Genomic DNA, 17,082 nt, shown 5'->3' with positions numbered 1-17,082 from the left:
CTGAATGAACAGAACCATTTTTGCGTTAGCGGGTTTGTTAGTGTGCGGCCTTGCTCAGGCCGCGACACCCTGGCAGAAAATCACGCATCCGGTTGCCGGTTCACCGCAATCAATCGGTGCGTATGCCAATGGTTGTATTATTGGTGCCGAGCCATTGCCGCTACAGTCCGATAATTACCAGGTGATGCGTACTGATCAGCACCGTTACTTTGGTCACCCCGATTTGCTGGCGTTTATTGGCCGTTTGTCTGCCAGTGTGCACCAACACGGCATGGGAACGCTGTTGATTGGCGATATGGGTATGGCAGCGGGTGGGCGTTTTAGTAGCGGTCACGCCAGCCACCAAAGTGGCCTGGATGTGGATATTTTCCTGCAACTGCCCAAAGTACGCTGGTCCAGCGCGCAATTGTTAAAACCTCAGGCTCTGGATTTGGTCGCACCGGGCGGAAAACATGTGGTTGAATCGCTCTGGCAGCCAGAAATCGGCCAGTTGATAAAACTGGCTGCTGAAGACAGCGATGTCGCAAGGATTTTTGTTAACCCGGCAATCAAAGAAAAACTGTGTGAAACCGCTGGCACTGACCGCACCTGGTTGCGCAAAGTGCGCCCCTGGTTTGCTCACCGGGCACATATGCATGTGCGTCTGAACTGCCCGGCAACCAGCCTTGAGTGCATTGACCAGGCGCCACCACCACCGGGTGATGGCTGTGGTGCGGAGCTGCAAAGTTGGTTCGAGCCGCCTAAACCTGGTGCTGTGAAACCCGGTAAAAAAACACCGCCACCGATACCGGCATCCTGCCAGGCATTACTGGATAAAAAATTGTTATAAGGGACAAGTGCATGGAGTGGTTCATGGTTTCACCACTGGTGCTGGTGGTGTTATTTTTTGTCGCAATGCTTGCTGGTTTTATTGATTCTCTGGCTGGTGGTGGCGGGTTGTTGACTGTTCCGGCTCTACTGGCAGCCGGCCTGCCTCCAGCTCAGGCACTGGCCACCAATAAACTACAGGCTTGCGGTGGCTCAGTTTCTTCATCGCTCTATTTCATTCGCCGCAAAGTGGTGAGCCTGGCAGACCAAAAACTGAATGTGCTGATGACGTTCATTGGCGCTACATCTGGTGCATTACTGGTGCAGCATATGCATGCCGACATTTTGCGCCAGATCCTGCCCATACTGGTCATCGCCATTGGCTTATATTTTTTGTTAATGCCACGCCTTGGCGAAGCCGACAGGCAACGCCGTTTACATGGGCTGCCATTTGCCCTGGTCGCGGGGGGATGCGTGGGCTTTTATGATGGATTTTTTGGCCCGGGGGCTGGCTCATTTTATGCGTTGGCGTTTGTTGCACTGGCCGGGTTTAATCTTGCCAAAGCCACGGCTCATGCGAAATTGCTCAATGCCACTTCTAACCTTGGCGGGCTACTGTTGTTTATTATTGGCGGCAAAGTGGTATGGGGTACTGGCTTTGTCATGATGGCCGGGCAGTTTTGCGGTGCCCGCATAGGGTCCCGTCTGGTGCTGAGCAAAGGCCACAAACTGATTCGCCCTATGATAGTGGTGGTATCGGCGGTGATGAGCGCCAAATTACTGTTCGACAGCCACGGGCAAACTATTCTTCACTGGTTAGGTATGCAGTAATGGAAGTAATGGAAACACATCACTACGAACAACTGATTGAGATTTTTAATGGTTGTTTCGCCGAAGACTACAATACTCGCCTGGTCAAAGGCACGGACGAGCCGATTTATCTGCCTGCAGACAGTGAAGTCTCTTACCATCGTGTGGTGTTTGCTCATGGCTATTATGCCAGTGCTCTGCACGAAATCGCACACTGGTGTATTGCTGGTGAAGCGCGGCGCAAGCTGGTTGATTTCGGTTACTGGTATTGCCCGGACGGGCGCGATGAAGCAACACAGCATCATTTCGAAGATGTGGAAGTGAAACCCCAGGCACTGGAATGGATGTTCTGTGTTGCTGCCGGGTTTGCCTTTAATGTCAGTTGCGACAACCTCAGTGGAGATTTTGAACCCGACCGTATTGTGTTTCAGCGGCGGGTTCACCAGCAGGTGATGCACTGGTTATCTGCAAGTGTTCCTGCCCGTCCGGCTCGTTTTATTGCCGCTTTACAACAGTATTATCATTCTGCGCCCTTCACGGCAGAATCTTTTCCATGGCCCGAAGATTTGTGCTGAGCGCCATACCAACCAGGAGAGAAAGATGATTGAAGCGTTTGAAGCACGCATTCTGGGTTTAATTGACGATATGGTCGAGCATGCCTCTGACGATGAATTGTTTGCCAGCGGGTATTTGCGTGGGCACCTGACTCTGGCTATTGCCGAGGTGGAGCAGGGCGATGACCACTCCTTCGAGCGGGTATACCAGCATGTTGGGCAAAGCCTTGAAACCGCCATCAACGCCGGGGAGTTGTCACCACCAGACCAGGTACTGGTTCTGGATATGTGGGACAAATTGTGGAACCAGGCCAAAGCATAATCCACTCAACCCGGCCTGAGGGCCGGGCATAACCCTTGCGTTTACTTCTCTATTTTTCTGCCTTTCAGCCACTTGCGCACCCATAACCTGGACGGTGTCATTGCTGCCAGTGTTTTCTGGTCGGACGGTAATGGTTCCGCACTCATTTGTGCTGCCAGCATTTCAGCCACCAGAGGCGCGCTGCATAACCCACGTGAACCCAGCGCACCGAGCATAAATAAGTTCGGATGAACGGGGAGCTGGCGCTGAGTTGTGGCAATTTCTTCCGGGGTCTTCTGGGCATAATCATCCATAAACGCGGCGTAATCCGGGACATTCCCAACCATAGGCAGATGATCACGGGTGGCACAGCGCACACCACACCGGGCATCACCTGCGCGGGTGTCGACTTCCCTGGCCCATTGAGCCTGTGGCAGGCAATCAACCAGGCGTTGCCGGTTTTGAGCCTGGTCTTCTTCGCTGTAATTTGCCGCCGCCTGGCCCCGGTGGTAACTGGCACCAATACAGTGTTGCCCGCGGGCAGAGTCAACCGGTGTCAGGTAACCGTCATAACACAGAACTTGTTTCAGCGCGCCTAACCCTGGCGTTGTGGGGATATGGCTCACCTGGCCTGCAACCGGGTAGGCAGGGAGATGAGCCGTTTGTTCAAATTGGGTAATGTTGTGTCCATTCGCCAGTACCAGACTGCTATGCTGCGTGGTCTGGCCCCCGGTAAAGTGAATTTCCCAGCCTGCGCCACTACGGTTCAGACTCAGAGCCTGCTGGTTATAATGCACTTTCAGGCCTTGCTGGCAAGCCAGCTCAATTACCTGATGAGTCAGGGTTTGTGGGCAAAGCCAGCCGCCCTGCGGGAAGCAAATACCAGAAACCCCTGTTTCCACACCGCAGGTTGCCTGCATCGCTTCTTTACTGACTGCATGAATCAGTGTTTCAGGCAGTGGCATATCCAGCATTTTTGCCAGTTTATCGGCGCTTTTATCATTCCACGCTAACTGAGTGACACCACACCAGTCGTGGGCGAATGCCACTGGCAGGCGGTCATATAACCGTCGCGCGAACCCAAAAGCGTGAGGGAAAAACGCGGCCAGTGCCGGGTCATGTTGGTTGAGCAATGGGTAAAGCGCACCCTGGCGGTTTCCTGATGCGCCTTGTGCTGGCGCGCTATCGGCGCAATACAGGGTTACATCCCAGCCACGGCGCAATAACGCGAGGCTTAATAATGCACTGGCAATACCACCACCAATAATGGCCGTCTCGCGGCAGCTTGCCGCCTGGCGGGTATACCAGGGTGTGGAGAGTGGCGTGCTGATGGCTTCAGCCAGTACACCGGTCAGCATTTCCCGCTTGCGGCCAAACCCCTTACGTTTTTCAACCTGAAAGCCAGCCTGCTGTAACCCACGGCGAACAAAACCCGCGGAGGTGAATGTCGCCATGGTCCCTCCAGGTTTCGCCAGGCGAGCCATGCCGTCAAACAATGCCTGATTCCACATGTCTGGATTACGCGAAGGGGCGAAACCGTCCAGAAACCAGGCGTCAATTTGCTGATTCAGGGTGCAGTCAAGTTGGGTGAGGCTGGTATTAATATCGCCAAACCACAAATCTACAGTTACGCGCCCATTATCCAGCACCAGGCGGTGGCAGCCGGCAACCGCATCAGGCCACTGCGCCTGCAATTGGGTGGCGAATGTAGCCAGTTGTGGCCACTGCTGGTGGGCTTTCGTGAGGTCATCCAGGCGTAACGGAAATTTTTCAAAACTGATAAAGTGCAACCGCTGTAGCGCTGCCTGCGGGTTATCGGTATGGAAGGTGGTGAATTGTTCCCATAACGCCAGAAAATTCAGCCCGGTCCCAAAACCGCTTTCAGCCACCACAAACACGCTTTCCTGGTGGTTGAAAAACCGGTCTTTCAGCCTGTTTCCATCAAGGAAAACATAGCGGGTTTCTTCCAGCCCATTGTCATTTGAAAAGTAGACGTCATCAAATTGTCGGGAAACAGGTGTACCCTCAGCATTGAAGTCCAGTGTGGCAGTTTGTATGCAGTTTTGTTTCACGTAAGTTGCTCGTATAACACGGGGTGCCACGATCTTAAGGGTTAGTCTGAGCTGGCGCAAATTATCTGCACAAAATGGCTGATCGGACTTGTTCGGCGTACAACTGTACGCTATTGTGCGACACGAAATCTAAAATATGCAGTGAAAGAGGTATTGAATGAAACGTGCAGTGATTACTGGCCTGGGTATCGTTTCCAGCATCGGTAATAACCAGCAGGAAGTCCTGGCATCTCTGCGTGAAGGGCGCTCAGGGATCACTTTCTCTCAAGAACTGAAAGATTCCGGTATGCGTAGCCACGTATGGGGTAATGTCAAGCTGGATACCACAGGCTTAATCGATCGCAAAGTCGTTCGCTTTATGAGTGACGCCTCTGTTTATGCTTACTTGTCCATGGATGAGGCAATTAAAGATGCCAAACTGGCTGACGAAGTTTACCAGAACAACCCACGCGTTGGGCTGATTGCCGGTTCTGGTGGCGGTTCGCCAAAATTTCAGGTCTTTGGCGCAGATGCCATGCGCAGCCCTCGTGGTCTGAAAGCTGTTGGCCCCTACGTTGTTACCAAAGCTATGGCCTCAGGTGTTTCTGCCTGCCTGGCTACGCCATTTAAAATTCATGGCGTGAACTACTCTATCAGCTCCGCCTGTGCAACATCAGCACACTGTATTGGCAATGCGGTTGAGCAAATTCAGCTTGGTAAGCAAGATATCGTGTTCGCTGGTGGTGGTGAAGAGTTGTGCTGGGAACTGGCCTGTGAGTTTGATGCCATGGGCGCGCTGTCTACCAAATACAATGAAACCCCGGAAAAAGCTTCCCGTACTTATGACGCACATCGCGACGGCTTTGTTATCGCTGGCGGCGGCGGCATGGTCGTGGTTGAAGAACTGGAGCATGCTCTGGCTCGTGGCGCTCATATTTATGCAGAAATCGTTGGTTATGGCGCAACGTCTGATGGTGCAGATATGGTTGCGCCATCTGGTGAAGGTGCCGCGCGTTGCATGAGAATGGCAATGGAAGGTCTGGATACACCTGTCGATTACCTGAATACTCATGGTACGTCTACACCAGTGGGTGATGTAAAAGAACTGGGTGCGATCCGTGAAGTGTTTGGCGAAAATACGCCAGCGCTGTCTGCAACTAAAGCCATGACCGGCCACTCACTGGGTGCTGCCGGGGTTCAGGAAGCAATTTACAGCCTGCTGATGCTGGAACACGGTTTTATCGCGCCAAGCATTAACATTGACGAGCGTGATCCGCTGGCTGAAGGCATGAATATCGTTACTGAACCGACTGAACGTGACCTGACAACAGTGATGTCCAACAGCTTCGGGTTCGGCGGCACCAACGCCACACTGGTAATGCGTAAATACAGCAAATAAAGGCGTTTTAATGTCTTTTGCATAAGGGGCGGGTGACTGCCCCTTTATTTTTTTGCAGTCTTGCTATTTTTATACTCTGTATTGTTTTCTCTGCAACATACTCTCGCACAACCACCTGCCTTCCACTGAACAACCAGCTCCGCGCTAAAATATTTTCTCTCCTTTTATTCTGGCTGCGATAAATACCGCCTTTTGCTTTAACTATTATTAATAGCCAGTTAAACAGCTATAAGCATTTCTCATACATGTAAATAAGAGATTGCCTGCGGGCTTTCAAACTAAATAAACAGGTGTTGCACTCCATTTTTGCGTCACCTATTCTGATGACGAAGATATTACTAATAATTAATGAATGCCATCCGGGATGGCATTCAATTCAGATTGTGTGCCACGTTGGAGCTTTCAGGTAAAAGCCTGATCTGCTTGCAGACACAATCCAGCCACTGTGCCTTTTATGTCCGAGGAATATTTTGAGTAATAGCAACCCTCTTGATTCGCAGCAGTTGACGGTTCTTCAGGCTCTGGAACTGGCGAATGCTCACTGGAATGCCGGTCAGGCCGCACAGGCGGAGCAGCTTTGCCTGCGGGTGCTGGAAGTCGCACCATTACAACACGATGCCCTTAATCTGCTGGGGCTTATGATGCATGCCTACGGTATGCTGGATAAGGCTATTGATTATATACATAAGGCCTGCCATTCACCGGATGCTCCGGCAATAATATTTAGCAATCTGGCGGAGCTTTATCGCCAGAAAGGTTTGCTGGTAGAGGCCGAGCATGCTGCTCGTATTGCAGTAGAGCAAGAGCCTGAACTGATTGTGGCATGGAGTAATCTTGGCATCATTTTGCAGGAGGCCGGGAAATTCACGGAAAGCCTGGAGTGCCTGGAATACGTTACATCTTTGCAACCGGATAATGCTCAAGCGCACAATAACCTGGCTAATACCTGCCAGCGGCTGGGCTATTTGCACCGTGCTCAGGAAAGTTACCAGCGAGCTTTATCACTGCGTCCCGAGTATGCGGAAGTGTACAGTAATCTCACTTTATTGTTGAGTGACCTTGGTTGTATTGATGAGGCTGTGGCTTCTGCGCGGCGGGCGATAGATATCAACCCGCAACTGGCGGATGCGTATTTAAACCTGGCGAATATTGAGTTATCGCGCATGCGTTACGCTGATGCCAGACACTGGGTGAATTCACTGCTGGAGTTTGCGCCACAACATGTGGGAGGGCTGACCGCACTTGCCCAAATTTTGATTGTTGATGAGCGTTATGAGGAAGCCGTTGCAGTTGCGCGCAAGTCCCTGGCTATTGCAGCGGGTAATGCGAATACGCATAAGGTTCTGGGGACAGCCTTGCAGGGCCTTGGGCGGTATGAAGAAGCTGAGCAGGCCTATAACCAGGCGGCGGAGTTACCGGGTACGGTTGCCGAAGAAGCGCTTGTTGCGCGGGCAGTTTTACTGATGGAGACTGGCGACATGGATGCCGCGTCTGCCGGGTTTCAACTGGCATTGAAGCGTTTTCCTGATTCACCGCGGGTTCTGGCAGCGTGTTGCGATAATAAATTCTACCAGGCAGGCGACCCTGATATTGAGGTTATGGAAAATGCGTTGGCGCGTGAGCCGGTACTGCCCATTCATGAACAAATATTGCTGCATTTTTCGCTTGGCAAAGCGTATCTGGATATCAAGGATTCCGATCGTGCATTTTTCCATCTTGACCAGGGTAATACTTTTAAGCGTGCCACTTTTAATTATGATGCCAAACAGATTAGCGTATGGATGAAAAGTATTGCTGAGGTTTTTACCCCGGCATTAATGGCACGGTTCAGAGGCGCAGGCGTGGTTTCCGGGCGGCCTGTTTTTATTATCGGCATGCCCCGCTCCGGCACCACCCTGGTTGAACAGATTCTTGCGTCACACCCCGATGTCTACGGCGCAGGAGAGTCAGGCGTGTTGGGGCGGGTAGTGGCACAGGCAGGCCGTTTCCCTGAGGATGTGGGTAACTGGAGCCGTAATCATTTTCTTAATATTGGCACCGATTATCTTCAACAGATCAGCCATCTGGCACCAGATGCACTGCGAGTGGTAGACAAACTGCCGGGAAACTTCCTCTATGCCGGCCTGATTCCACTACTGATGCCTGGCGCACGTATCATTCACTGCCGTCGTGATCCTGTGGATACGTGCCTGTCCTGTTACAGCAAGCTTTTTTCCGGGGAACAGTTATTTACTTACCAACTGGATGAACTGGGGCAGTTTTATCTCGACTACCAGGCGCTGATGGCTCACTTCTGTCAGGTATTACCGCCTGAATGCTTTATCGAAGTTGATTATGAAGCGGTGGTCGATGATCTGGATGGCCAGGCGCGGCGTCTGATTGATTTCATCGATCTTCCCTGGAATGACGCTTGTCTGCACTTCCACAAAACCCGGCGTATTGTACGTACTGCAAGTATGGCTCAGGTGCGCCAGCCCATCTACACCTCTTCCATTGGGCGATGGCACAGGCATGCTGCCCACCTTGGTCCTTTGCTGGATGTGCTCGGTGTTGAAAAAAGATGAACCCGGAACAGAGAGATCTTAGCGCACTCTGGCAGCAGGTTGATGTACTCCTGAAAGCTGAATGCTGGGCCGAGGCAGAGAGGGTGTTGTGTCAGGCACTGTCTTCTGGCACCGCTCCTGTTGCCTTATGGCGTCAGTTGTACATGGCATTGCGCCAGCAGGGTAAATTTGTCGCAGCTACTCAAGTGATGGACATGATTGTACAGGTTGTGCCGGGCGATATGAGTGCACGGTTTGACCTGTCTGAGATGCTGTTACTACAGGGCGAGTTTACGCGTGGCTGGCGCGAATACCGCTTTCGCTACAAGCTTGACCATACCCGCATGTTCGAACGGCATATGCAAAAACCGCGCTGGGAAGGGCAGCCTGTCAAAGGAAAAACATTGTTGATCCACGATGAGCAAGGTTATGGCGATACCTTCCAGTTTTTGCGGCTGGTTGAGCAGGCTCAGGAACGCAGTGGTGCTCATATTGTACTGGAAGTGAACCCGGAAGCCTTTAACCTGGCGCGAAGTGTCCGTGGGTATGACCAGCTGATAGTCAGGGGAACGCTTCCTCCGCCTTTCGACTTGCACTGTGAGCTGATGAGTCTGCCTGCGGCGCTTGGTTTGCAACTGTCGCATCTGCCGGGAAGAGTACCTTATTTATTTGCTGATCCTGAGCGTGTGGAAAAATGGCGATTGCGGTTTGCAGGCCTGCCACGTCCGTTAGTGGGGTTGGTGTGGGCCGGGAGCCCCACGCATGCCAATGATAAGCGCCGCTCGATAGCACTGGCTGACCTGGCTCCATTAGCTCAGGAAGGGATTACCTTTCTGGCACTGCAGAAAGGGCCTGCGGCAGGGCAGGCCACCACACCACCACCTGGTATGTCGCTGTTGTCGTTGAGTAGCGAAATTGATGATTTTGATGATACAGCCGCCATCCTGAGCATCGTGGATACCCTGGTGTCTGTAGACTCATCGCCGGTTCATCTGGCTGGTGCGCTTGGGCGCCCGGCCTGGGTACTGCTACCTTTCCTGAATGACTGGCGCTGGCTAATACAACGTGACGATTCACCCTGGTATCCGGGAATGCGCTTGTTCCGCCAGCCTGTGCCCGGGCAATGGGAAACCGTTCTGCAAAATGTTGCCGCTGCTTTAAAAGAATTGAAGGGTAAGTCTGATATGGCAGCACCTTCCTCTATGAACATGAGCGGAAAGCACTAACCCCCTGAACTTGTAGTCTTGATTATTTTTACCTGGTTAATCCTTCTGCCACAGATTAATCAGGTAGATTGGCTATAGCAATAAACCCATAATTATAATGTGTCATTATTGTTTTTTGGCTAATTATGTTCAATGGTTGGAAAAATCTTATCGCAAATTTTAGTTAAGTGAGAGAAGTGAGAGAAGTGAGAGAAGTGAGAAAAAACTTGTTCTGTGCTTTAAACTACGCATGCTGTCGTGAATATCAGCTATGATGAATTATGTAATAATAAGTGGTTATTAGTTTGCGTTAAATACAATACATCTAAACTAAGAAAGATAACATAATAATAAGGTATGGAATGGGACAATGTATTAATAAATCTGCCGATACACAGCTTGACAGACGTAAGGTTTTGGGGGTGTCTCTTGGGTCAGCTATTGCGTTGATGTCCACCACCGAAGTCTATGCAGCTTGTATAAATGTTGGTAGTTCGGTAACTGTAGTCGGCTCCACCGGGTGCGTTAACTGGTCTGGTGGGAATATGACACTGACCAGTAATGGCACGCTCAGTTCATCAAGTGCTGCGGCCTTAACTGCATCCGCGTTAGCCGAAACATTAACTAACAGTGGACTACTTTACGGTACATCATTTGCCGCCCTGGAGAACACCAGCAATAGTCTCGCCGTGGTTAATAATACTGCGATGCTCAGTGACACTGTTGGGATTCTTAATAACGGTACTATTTTATCACTGACCAATAATGCCGGGGGTACGATATCCGGTAATACTGCGGGTATTCAAAACAATACTTACATCATGTCGCTCAGTAATGGTGGCATAATGACCGGCGGAGTTGGTGTCAGCAATACCGGCGATATTGGCACCTTGTCCAATACAGGAAGCATAACCGGAACGACAGTTGGTCTGCAAAATAACGGCACGATTACATCACTGAATAATACCACTGGAACAATTTCCGGGACCACGGCAGGGATTCAGAACAACACTGCTATTACATCGCTGATTAATAACAGTGTCATCACCGGGGGGGTTGGTATCGGCAATGCTGGCAATATTGGCACGTTGTCCAATACGGGAAGCATAACTGGTACGACGGCAGGTATTCAAAATAGTGGCACCACCAGTAGCCTGATAAACAACAGCGCCATCACAGCCGCGGATGCTATCAGTAATACCGGCACCCTGGGGACGTTGGTTAACAATGGAAGCATCTCAGGCAGTGGATATGCTATTTATAACACCTCAACTGGCATCATAGGGCCGGTCACTAACAATGGCCTTATTGCTGGCGACATTTCGAACCTGAGCAGCACCGGATTGACCATCAACGGCGCAAGTGGTGCGAACCAGGGTACCCTGACTGGTGCCAGTGGTAACATTGACAGTGCCAGTATGGGCACTATCGTAAACAATGCCGCTGATCTCTATTTCAATTCTGGCAATTTACTGCTCAATGATAACGTCAATGTCGGTACCTTTACCCTGCAAAATACAGGGCAGACATTGCAGGTTAACAACCCTGTTAGTATCACCGGAAATTACGCGCAGAGTTCAGCTACAACATTATTGCTTGGCGTTGGCGATTCAGCGGTGAGTAACGGTGTCACGACCGATACAGGGTATGGGCGTTTGATTGTCAGCGGCACCGCTACTATTGGCAGTGGTTCGACGGTGTCACTCAAGTCGCTTAATACCTGGCGCTTTGCCTCTGGCCAGCGGTACGTGGTGGTATCGGCAGCGAAAAGCGGCACTAATTTTAATGCCAGTTCACTAAATTATGTAATAACGGCTTATGATGGTGAAACGACTGGTTCGGTGGTTGATACCGGTAATACCAGTAACCTGGTGGTTTCTCTTGGTAACCAAACGCCCACGACACCGCAAACGCCAGGAGGAGGAGACAATCCTTCCACTCCGGGAAATACCAGTAATGGGTTTGCTACTACCGCCAATGCGTTATCCTCATTGCGGGGGCTGCAGAATTATACGGGGATTGCGCCAGGTCTGCTGGATTTATATAACGCCTCACTGGCTATAGATTCAACCCAGGAAGCAAACAGAGTGGGTGAACAGCTCTCACCCGTACAGAACAGCGGGGCCAGTCATGCAGCTTCAATGGCTACTTTTGGCGCTGTCAACGTGGTTAGCCAGCGGGTTGATTCAATACGCCTGGCGCAATCACATGGAATGAGCGGTGTGGCAGCGGGTGATTCCCCTGACGACTGGTCTGCATGGGGGCAGGTATTTGGCGGCCATGTTAATCAGGGAATGGTGGATAATGTCAGCGGTTATAAAGCAAATTATGGCGGACTGGTTCTGGGGGGCGACCGGCTTGTTGGCGAGGCCTGGCGAATGGGTGGTGCACTGACTTACAGCTACACCTCGGTACGTAACCAGGACAATCTCTACGGTAACAAGACAGGTGTCGATTCATGGGGAGTAATTGGTTATGCCAGTTACACAGGTGACCCGTGGTATGTGAACCTGTCTGCCAGTGTCACTCAACAACGTTACGACACAACGCGTAATGTGAGTATGACGGGTTACTCTGACAGGGCGTCGGGCAAGTTTAATGGTCAGCAATATGTTACTAATGCCGAGTTTGGTTACCCGCTGCTCGTGGCGGATAATACCACACTGACACCACTCGCCAGCCTGAATTACAGTTATCAAACCACCGGGAGTTATAAAGAAAGTAGCGATAACGGCTCAGCTCTGTCAGTAGGCGGCAGCCACAATAACGCGGTTCGAAGTGGTCTGGGGGCCCGCCTGGATAAATCATTCCAGACCGGTTTTGGGGATGTTGTACCCTTCATTCAGGCTGTCTGGACACATCAGTATAACCCGCAACGCAGTAGCACGACGGCAAGCTACATAGCGGCAACAGCGGGGGAAACCAACTTCACGACCTTTGGTGCTTCACCGGTTGAAGATACCGCGGATTTATCTGTTGGCGCCACTCTGGTTAAATCCGACACGCTAACGCTGAATGCCCGCTATAACGTGCAACTTGGCCAACAGTATCAGGGGCAGACCGTTATTTTGCAGGTACGCAAACAGTTCTGATAAGCCACTCAATACCGCTTCTGGACGTCCCGGCAGCGGTATTCCTTCCTCACATATGTGCCGGAGTCATTTTCACCCGCAGTAACAGCGCTAAACGTGCAAAACATTACCTGCCGCGCAGGCGTTCTTCCCAGGAAAAATATCACAGCAACAGTAACACCAGACAGAAAACCAGTACCAGCGCGAACAATGTCAGCCCCGGGCGGGCTGACATCACTTTCAGCGGCTCGGATATGAAGGCAATAAACGGGTTATAAATTGGCTGAACACTACGGACATCCAGTTGCACAGCTCCACGCTCGGCACGCATAAAGAAAATTTGGCTAAGCACTTCCTGAACCTGTGCAGCGGTTAAAACTGTCTGCGGGGTGGCCTGCCACTGTTGTTGCAGTGTGTCACTTACCCGCTGTAATTCGTGGGGCTCCATCGGCTGCTTCAACGCCGCCTGAATAACCTGTAATGTGGGCGCCGGGTTATGAGCCAGTGTTTCTCTGGCCTGCAACCAGGTCACCATCAGCGGGAACTGGCGTGCCGGAATTTGCTCGCTGGATTTGGCGCCACTGAGTTCGACCAGATTCTGCCAAATGGTTTTCACAGATTCGCCCGAACTGGCGGCAAGCTTGCTGACCAGTTGATTGAGTGTGCTGTGTTCTGCGGGTAACAACGGCCGCTCTGTCGCCGGGCGCGTGGTTGGCTGCGGAACAACTATTTCGCCTTTTTGTAATACCGTTAACACCGTTTTTAACTGATCTGGCGTGAGCTGGCTGAGTGCCGTATGGCCGAACTCCTGGCGAATATAATTACTCACCGCCTGGCGGTTATTGCCTTGCGAAAGTAAATTATTCAGTTGTTGCAGAACCTGGCGTGTTTCATGGGTTTGTTGGGCACCTGACAGGCGTTGGTTCAGGTTTTGCTCTGCTGCCGGAAAGTGGCGCGACTGCATTGGCGTTGAATTTTTCAACCCAAGATCATGTTTCATTGCGGCCCACACTTCCGCCGGTTGCTGCTGAGTCAGCGCAATGATGCGGGTTATCAGGCGTTCCAGTACCGTACGCTGTATGGTGGACAGCGGTGCTTCACCTGCTGGTGGTGTGGTTTTGGGCGTGCCTGGCGGTTCGCCGGGAGGTTGCGGTGAATGGCCCACAATGGGTTGCATAATAACAAATCCTTAATCTTTCCGGGTCGGTTCAGCCAGACGGCATGTACAGCAATAGGCCTGAGGCCAGGATTATGGCACACTTACGGGTTAATTCCCGCACATAACAGGTATTGTAACGTGAAAATCCTCGTTGATGAAAATATGCCCTATGCTCAGGCGTTGTTCAGCCGGCTGGGGGAAGTTCAGTCTGTACCCGGTCGCCCAATTCCTCAGGGTGAATTGACGGGTGCCGATGCGTTAATGGTGCGTTCGGTCACCAAAGTCAACGCCGGGTTACTGGCTGGTACGCCAGTAAAATTTGTGGGTACTGCAACCGCAGGTACCGACCATGTTGATAGCGCATGGTTATCCAGCGCGGGTATCGGTTTCTCTGCCGCGCCGGGGTGTAATGCGATTGCGGTGGTTGAATATGTCTTTTCCGCATTACTGATGCTCGCTGAGCGTGAAGGTTTCGCTTTGCAGGACCGGACTGTCGGTATTGTTGGGGTAGGTAATGTCGGTGGGCGGTTACAAAAACGTTTAGAGGCGCTGGGTATTAAAACATTATTGTGTGACCCACCGCGTGCTGACCAGGGTGATGATGAGACCTTCCTGCCGCTGGAAACACTGGTGCAGGAAGCGGATATCCTGACGTTTCACACCCCACTGTTTAAAGACGGGCCTTACAAAACCCTGCACCTGGCAGATGAAGCATTATTGCGCCAGTTGAAGCCAGGAACCATTTTAATTAATGCCTGCCGGGGCCCGGTAGTGGACAATGCTGCATTACAGGCCTGCCTGAACGACGGCCAGGCGCTTTTTACTGTGCTGGATGTATGGGAAGGCGAACCGGAGCTGAACCTGGCACTGCTTGAGCGTGTGGATATTGGCACACCGCATATTGCGGGTTACACCCTGGAAGGGAAAGCACGCGGTACTACACAGGTATTCGAAGCCTTCAGTGCGTTTATCGGGCAACCTGAAACGGTGTCGTTGAATACACTGCTTCCACCTCCGGAATTTAGTCGGGTTTCCCTGCATGGGAAACTCGATCAAACTGCGCTGAAAAGACTGGTGCATCTGGTGTATGATGTGCGCCGTGATGATGCCCCCTTGCGCAAAGTAGCAGGGCAGGCCGGGGAGTTTGATAAGCTGCGTAAGTTTTACAAAGAACGCAGAGAGTGGTCTTCCTTACTTGTTGAATGTGATGACCAGGCGTCAGCGGCCTTGCTGAATCAGTTAGGTTTTAACGCGCAATTTTCCCCTCACCAATAATCGTCATTACCGCTCCCTGCTGTAAACGGCGGGGAGTGTTTTTATTTTGTCTGGAGTAAACCACTATGTCAGAAGGTTGGAATATCGCCATCCTCGGGGCGACCGGCGCGGTCGGTGAAGCCCTGATTGAGTTACTTGGAGAGCGTCAGTTCCCTGTTGGTGAACTTCACTTGCTGGCGACAGCAGAAAGCGCGGGTACCACCGTGCGTTTCGCAGGCAAAACGCTGAAGGTACAGGATGCCGCTGAGTTTGACTGGGTGCAGGCTCAACTGGCATTTTTTGTCGCCGGTGCACAGGCAACGGCTGCATACGTTGAAGAAGCCACTAATGCGGGTTGCGTAGTGATTGATTCCAGCAGCCTGTTTGCACTGGAGCCAGATGTGCCTTTAGTGGTGCCAGATGTAAACCCGTTTGTTCTGGCGGATTACCGTAATCGTAACGTGGTTGCGGTGGCAGACAGCCTGACTTGCCAGTTACTCTCAGCAGTCAAACCCTTGATTGAAGAAGGTGGTCTGTCCCGCCTCCAGGTGACCAGTCTGTTACCGGCCTCTGCTCATGGCAAAGTTGCAGTGGATGCTCTGGCCGGACAGAGCGCCCGCCTGCTTAATGGCTTACCTTTGGAAGGCGATGACCATTTTGGGCGCCAACTGGCATTTAATATGTTGCCCCTGGTGCCTGATGCGCAGGGCAGTGTGCGGGAGGAGCGCCAGGTGGTCGATCAGGTGCGTAAAGTCTTGCAGGATGAAGGGCTGATGATTTCGGTCAGTTGTATCCAGAGCCCGGTATTTTATGGGCACGCGCAAATGGTAGGGATGGAGGCGTTACGCCCGCTCTCTGCAGAAGAAGCGCGTGATGCATTTACTCGCCAGGAAGATATTGCTTTGTCAGAAGAGCAGGACTTCCCAACTCAGGTGGCGGATGCCTCTGGCAGTGTGCACTTGTCGATTGGTTGTGTGCGCAATGATTACGGTTTGCCTGAACAGGTCCAGTTCTGGTCTGTTGCTGATAACGTTCGCTTTGGTGGTGCGTTAATGGCACTGAAAACAGCAGAAAAACTCCTGCAGGAGTACTTCTGGTAATGTCTGATGTGATGGCAGCAAGCCGCAGCAAGATAGCGCTGGGTATTGAGTATGATGGCAGCCAGTATTATGGCTGGCAACGTCAGCAGGAAGTACGTAGTGTTCAGGAAAATCTGGAAAATGCATTAAGCCAGGTTGCTAACGAACCTGTCCATGTATTCTGTGCAGGCAGAACGGATGCGGGGGTGCATGCCACCGGGCAGGTGGTGCATTTTGAAACGCAGGCACAACGCAAAGATGCTGCATGGACTTTGGGCGTCAATGCCAATTTACCTGGCGACATTGCAGTAAAATGGGTGAAACAGGTGCCTGAGGCTTTTCATGCACGTTTCAGTGCCACGGCACGCCGTTATCGCTATGTGATTTATAATAATCGCCTGCGTCCGGCAATTTTGCAGCGTGGCGTATCGCATTACTATCAACCGCTTGATGCAGAAAAAATGCAGCGTGCTGCCCAGAGTTTGTTGGGTGAAAATGACTTCACCTCGTTTCGTGCAGTACAGTGCCAGTCGCGCACTCCCTGGCGTAATGTGTCCCATATTCGGGTAAACCGGTATGGCGAGTATGTGGTGGTGGATATTAAAGCCAACGCTTTTGTGCACCATATGGTACGAAATATAGTGGGTAGTCTGCTGGAAGTCGGGTGTGGTAATCAGCCGGAAGAATGGATAGCCTGGTTGTTGGCGGCGAAAGACAGAACCCTGGCGGCGGCAACAGCCAAAGCGGAAGGGTTATATTTAGTCGCGGTAGATTATCCTGCTGAGTTTTCGTTACCAAAACCGGTGATGGGGCCCTTGTTCCTGCCATCTCTGAGCCTGGATTGTTAAG

13 protein-coding genes are annotated in these 17,082 nt (G+C 51.7%); 11 read left to right on the top strand and 2 right to left on the bottom strand.

Going from position 1 to position 17,082, the window contains the following annotated elements:
• Positions 1–4: 4 nt before the first annotated feature.
• From mepA to MPHASIOC01_RS13320, 4 genes are read left to right on the top strand one after another with little or no spacing between them, the layout of a single operon-like run.
• Positions 5–829: a penicillin-insensitive murein endopeptidase gene (mepA, locus tag MPHASIOC01_RS13335; RefSeq protein WP_353614848.1), complete on the top strand. Its 825-nt coding sequence runs from the start codon at positions 5–7 to the stop codon at positions 827–829.
• A gap of 11 nt (positions 830–840) precedes the next feature.
• On the top strand, positions 841–1,638 hold the full coding sequence (locus MPHASIOC01_RS13330; protein ID WP_064595274.1) for a sulfite exporter TauE/SafE family protein: 798 nt from the start codon (positions 841–843) through the stop codon (positions 1,636–1,638).
• Between the two features lie 8 nt (positions 1,639–1,646).
• Positions 1,647–2,192: an elongation factor P hydroxylase gene (locus MPHASIOC01_RS13325; RefSeq protein WP_369936567.1), complete on the top strand. Its 546-nt coding sequence runs from the start codon at positions 1,647–1,649 to the stop codon at positions 2,190–2,192.
• 25 nt (positions 2,193–2,217) lie between these two features.
• Positions 2,218–2,493, top strand: a complete 276-nt coding sequence (locus tag MPHASIOC01_RS13320; RefSeq protein WP_064595272.1) for a YfcL family protein — start codon at positions 2,218–2,220, stop codon at positions 2,491–2,493.
• Positions 2,494–2,534: 41 nt separating this feature from the next.
• On the opposite strand, the gene mnmC is transcribed toward MPHASIOC01_RS13320, so the two are convergent.
• Positions 2,535–4,544, bottom strand: coding sequence for a bifunctional tRNA (5-methylaminomethyl-2-thiouridine)(34)-methyltransferase MnmD/FAD-dependent 5-carboxymethylaminomethyl-2-thiouridine(34) oxidoreductase MnmC (mnmC, locus tag MPHASIOC01_RS13315; protein WP_353614846.1), 2,010 nt, complete (start codon positions 4,542–4,544; stop codon positions 2,535–2,537).
• A gap of 157 nt (positions 4,545–4,701) precedes the next feature.
• Here mnmC and fabB point away from each other — a divergent pair, with 157 nt between their 5' ends.
• The 4 genes from fabB (at position 4,702) to MPHASIOC01_RS13295 (ending at position 12,762) form a co-directional block, all read left to right on the top strand.
• Positions 4,702–5,922: a beta-ketoacyl-ACP synthase I gene (gene fabB, locus MPHASIOC01_RS13310; protein WP_064595267.1), complete on the top strand. Its 1,221-nt coding sequence runs from the start codon at positions 4,702–4,704 to the stop codon at positions 5,920–5,922.
• Positions 5,923–6,392: 470 nt separating this feature from the next.
• Complete coding sequence (locus MPHASIOC01_RS13305; protein WP_353614845.1) at positions 6,393–8,486, top strand: sulfotransferase; 2,094 nt, start codon at positions 6,393–6,395, stop codon at positions 8,484–8,486.
• Positions 8,483–9,691: a glycosyl transferase family 8 gene (locus MPHASIOC01_RS13300; protein WP_353614844.1), complete on the top strand. Its 1,209-nt coding sequence runs from the start codon at positions 8,483–8,485 to the stop codon at positions 9,689–9,691. The genes MPHASIOC01_RS13305 and MPHASIOC01_RS13300 overlap by 4 nt, the downstream gene beginning before the upstream one ends.
• A gap of 341 nt (positions 9,692–10,032) precedes the next feature.
• On the top strand, positions 10,033–12,762 hold the full coding sequence (locus tag MPHASIOC01_RS13295; RefSeq protein ID WP_353614843.1) for an autotransporter domain-containing protein: 2,730 nt from the start codon (positions 10,033–10,035) through the stop codon (positions 12,760–12,762).
• Between the two features lie 142 nt (positions 12,763–12,904).
• On the opposite strand, the gene flk is transcribed toward MPHASIOC01_RS13295, so the two are convergent.
• The gene (flk, locus tag MPHASIOC01_RS13290; RefSeq protein ID WP_353614842.1) at positions 12,905–13,918 is read right to left on the bottom strand and encodes a flagella biosynthesis regulator Flk; all 1,014 of its coding nucleotides are present in this window, start codon (positions 13,916–13,918) and stop codon (positions 12,905–12,907) included.
• A gap of 120 nt (positions 13,919–14,038) precedes the next feature.
• Between flk and pdxB the strand changes: the two genes are divergently transcribed.
• From pdxB to truA, 3 genes are all read left to right on the top strand, one after another.
• A complete protein-coding gene (gene pdxB / locus MPHASIOC01_RS13285) occupies positions 14,039–15,175 on the top strand; it encodes a 4-phosphoerythronate dehydrogenase PdxB (RefSeq protein WP_353614841.1) in 1,137 nt (378 codons plus the stop codon).
• Positions 15,176–15,240: 65 nt separating this feature from the next.
• Complete coding sequence (locus MPHASIOC01_RS13280; protein ID WP_064595253.1) at positions 15,241–16,254, top strand: aspartate-semialdehyde dehydrogenase; 1,014 nt, start codon at positions 15,241–15,243, stop codon at positions 16,252–16,254.
• Positions 16,254–17,081 (top strand): tRNA pseudouridine(38-40) synthase TruA, encoded by an 828-nt coding sequence (gene truA / locus MPHASIOC01_RS13275; protein WP_064595251.1) that lies wholly within the window; start codon positions 16,254–16,256, stop codon positions 17,079–17,081. The genes MPHASIOC01_RS13280 and truA overlap by 1 nt, the downstream gene beginning before the upstream one ends.
• The last annotated feature ends 1 nt before the right edge of the window (position 17,082 follow it).

The organism is Mangrovibacter phragmitis (genome assembly GCF_040429585.1).
GTDB lineage: Bacteria > Pseudomonadota > Gammaproteobacteria > Enterobacterales > Enterobacteriaceae > Mangrovibacter > Mangrovibacter phragmitis.
This window is presented reverse-complemented; position numbering and strand designations above follow the sequence as displayed.

Coding starts and splice junctions, on each gene's coding strand:
- mepA (WP_353614848.1), top strand. CDS start 5: ATGAACAGAACCATTTTTGCGTTAGCGGGTTTGTTAGTGTGCGGCCTT.
- MPHASIOC01_RS13330 (WP_064595274.1), top strand. CDS start 841: ATGGAGTGGTTCATGGTTTCACCACTGGTGCTGGTGGTGTTATTTTTT.
- MPHASIOC01_RS13325 (WP_369936567.1), top strand. CDS start 1,647: ATGGAAACACATCACTACGAACAACTGATTGAGATTTTTAATGGTTGT.
- MPHASIOC01_RS13320 (WP_064595272.1), top strand. CDS start 2,218: ATGATTGAAGCGTTTGAAGCACGCATTCTGGGTTTAATTGACGATATG.
- fabB (WP_064595267.1), top strand. CDS start 4,702: ATGAAACGTGCAGTGATTACTGGCCTGGGTATCGTTTCCAGCATCGGT.
- MPHASIOC01_RS13300 (WP_353614844.1), top strand. CDS start 8,483: ATGAACCCGGAACAGAGAGATCTTAGCGCACTCTGGCAGCAGGTTGAT.
- MPHASIOC01_RS13295 (WP_353614843.1), top strand. CDS start 10,033: ATGGGACAATGTATTAATAAATCTGCCGATACACAGCTTGACAGACGT.
- flk (WP_353614842.1), bottom strand. CDS start 13,918: ATGCAACCCATTGTGGGCCATTCACCGCAACCTCCCGGCGAACCGCCA.
- MPHASIOC01_RS13280 (WP_064595253.1), top strand. CDS start 15,241: ATGTCAGAAGGTTGGAATATCGCCATCCTCGGGGCGACCGGCGCGGTC.
- truA (WP_064595251.1), top strand. CDS start 16,254: ATGTCTGATGTGATGGCAGCAAGCCGCAGCAAGATAGCGCTGGGTATT.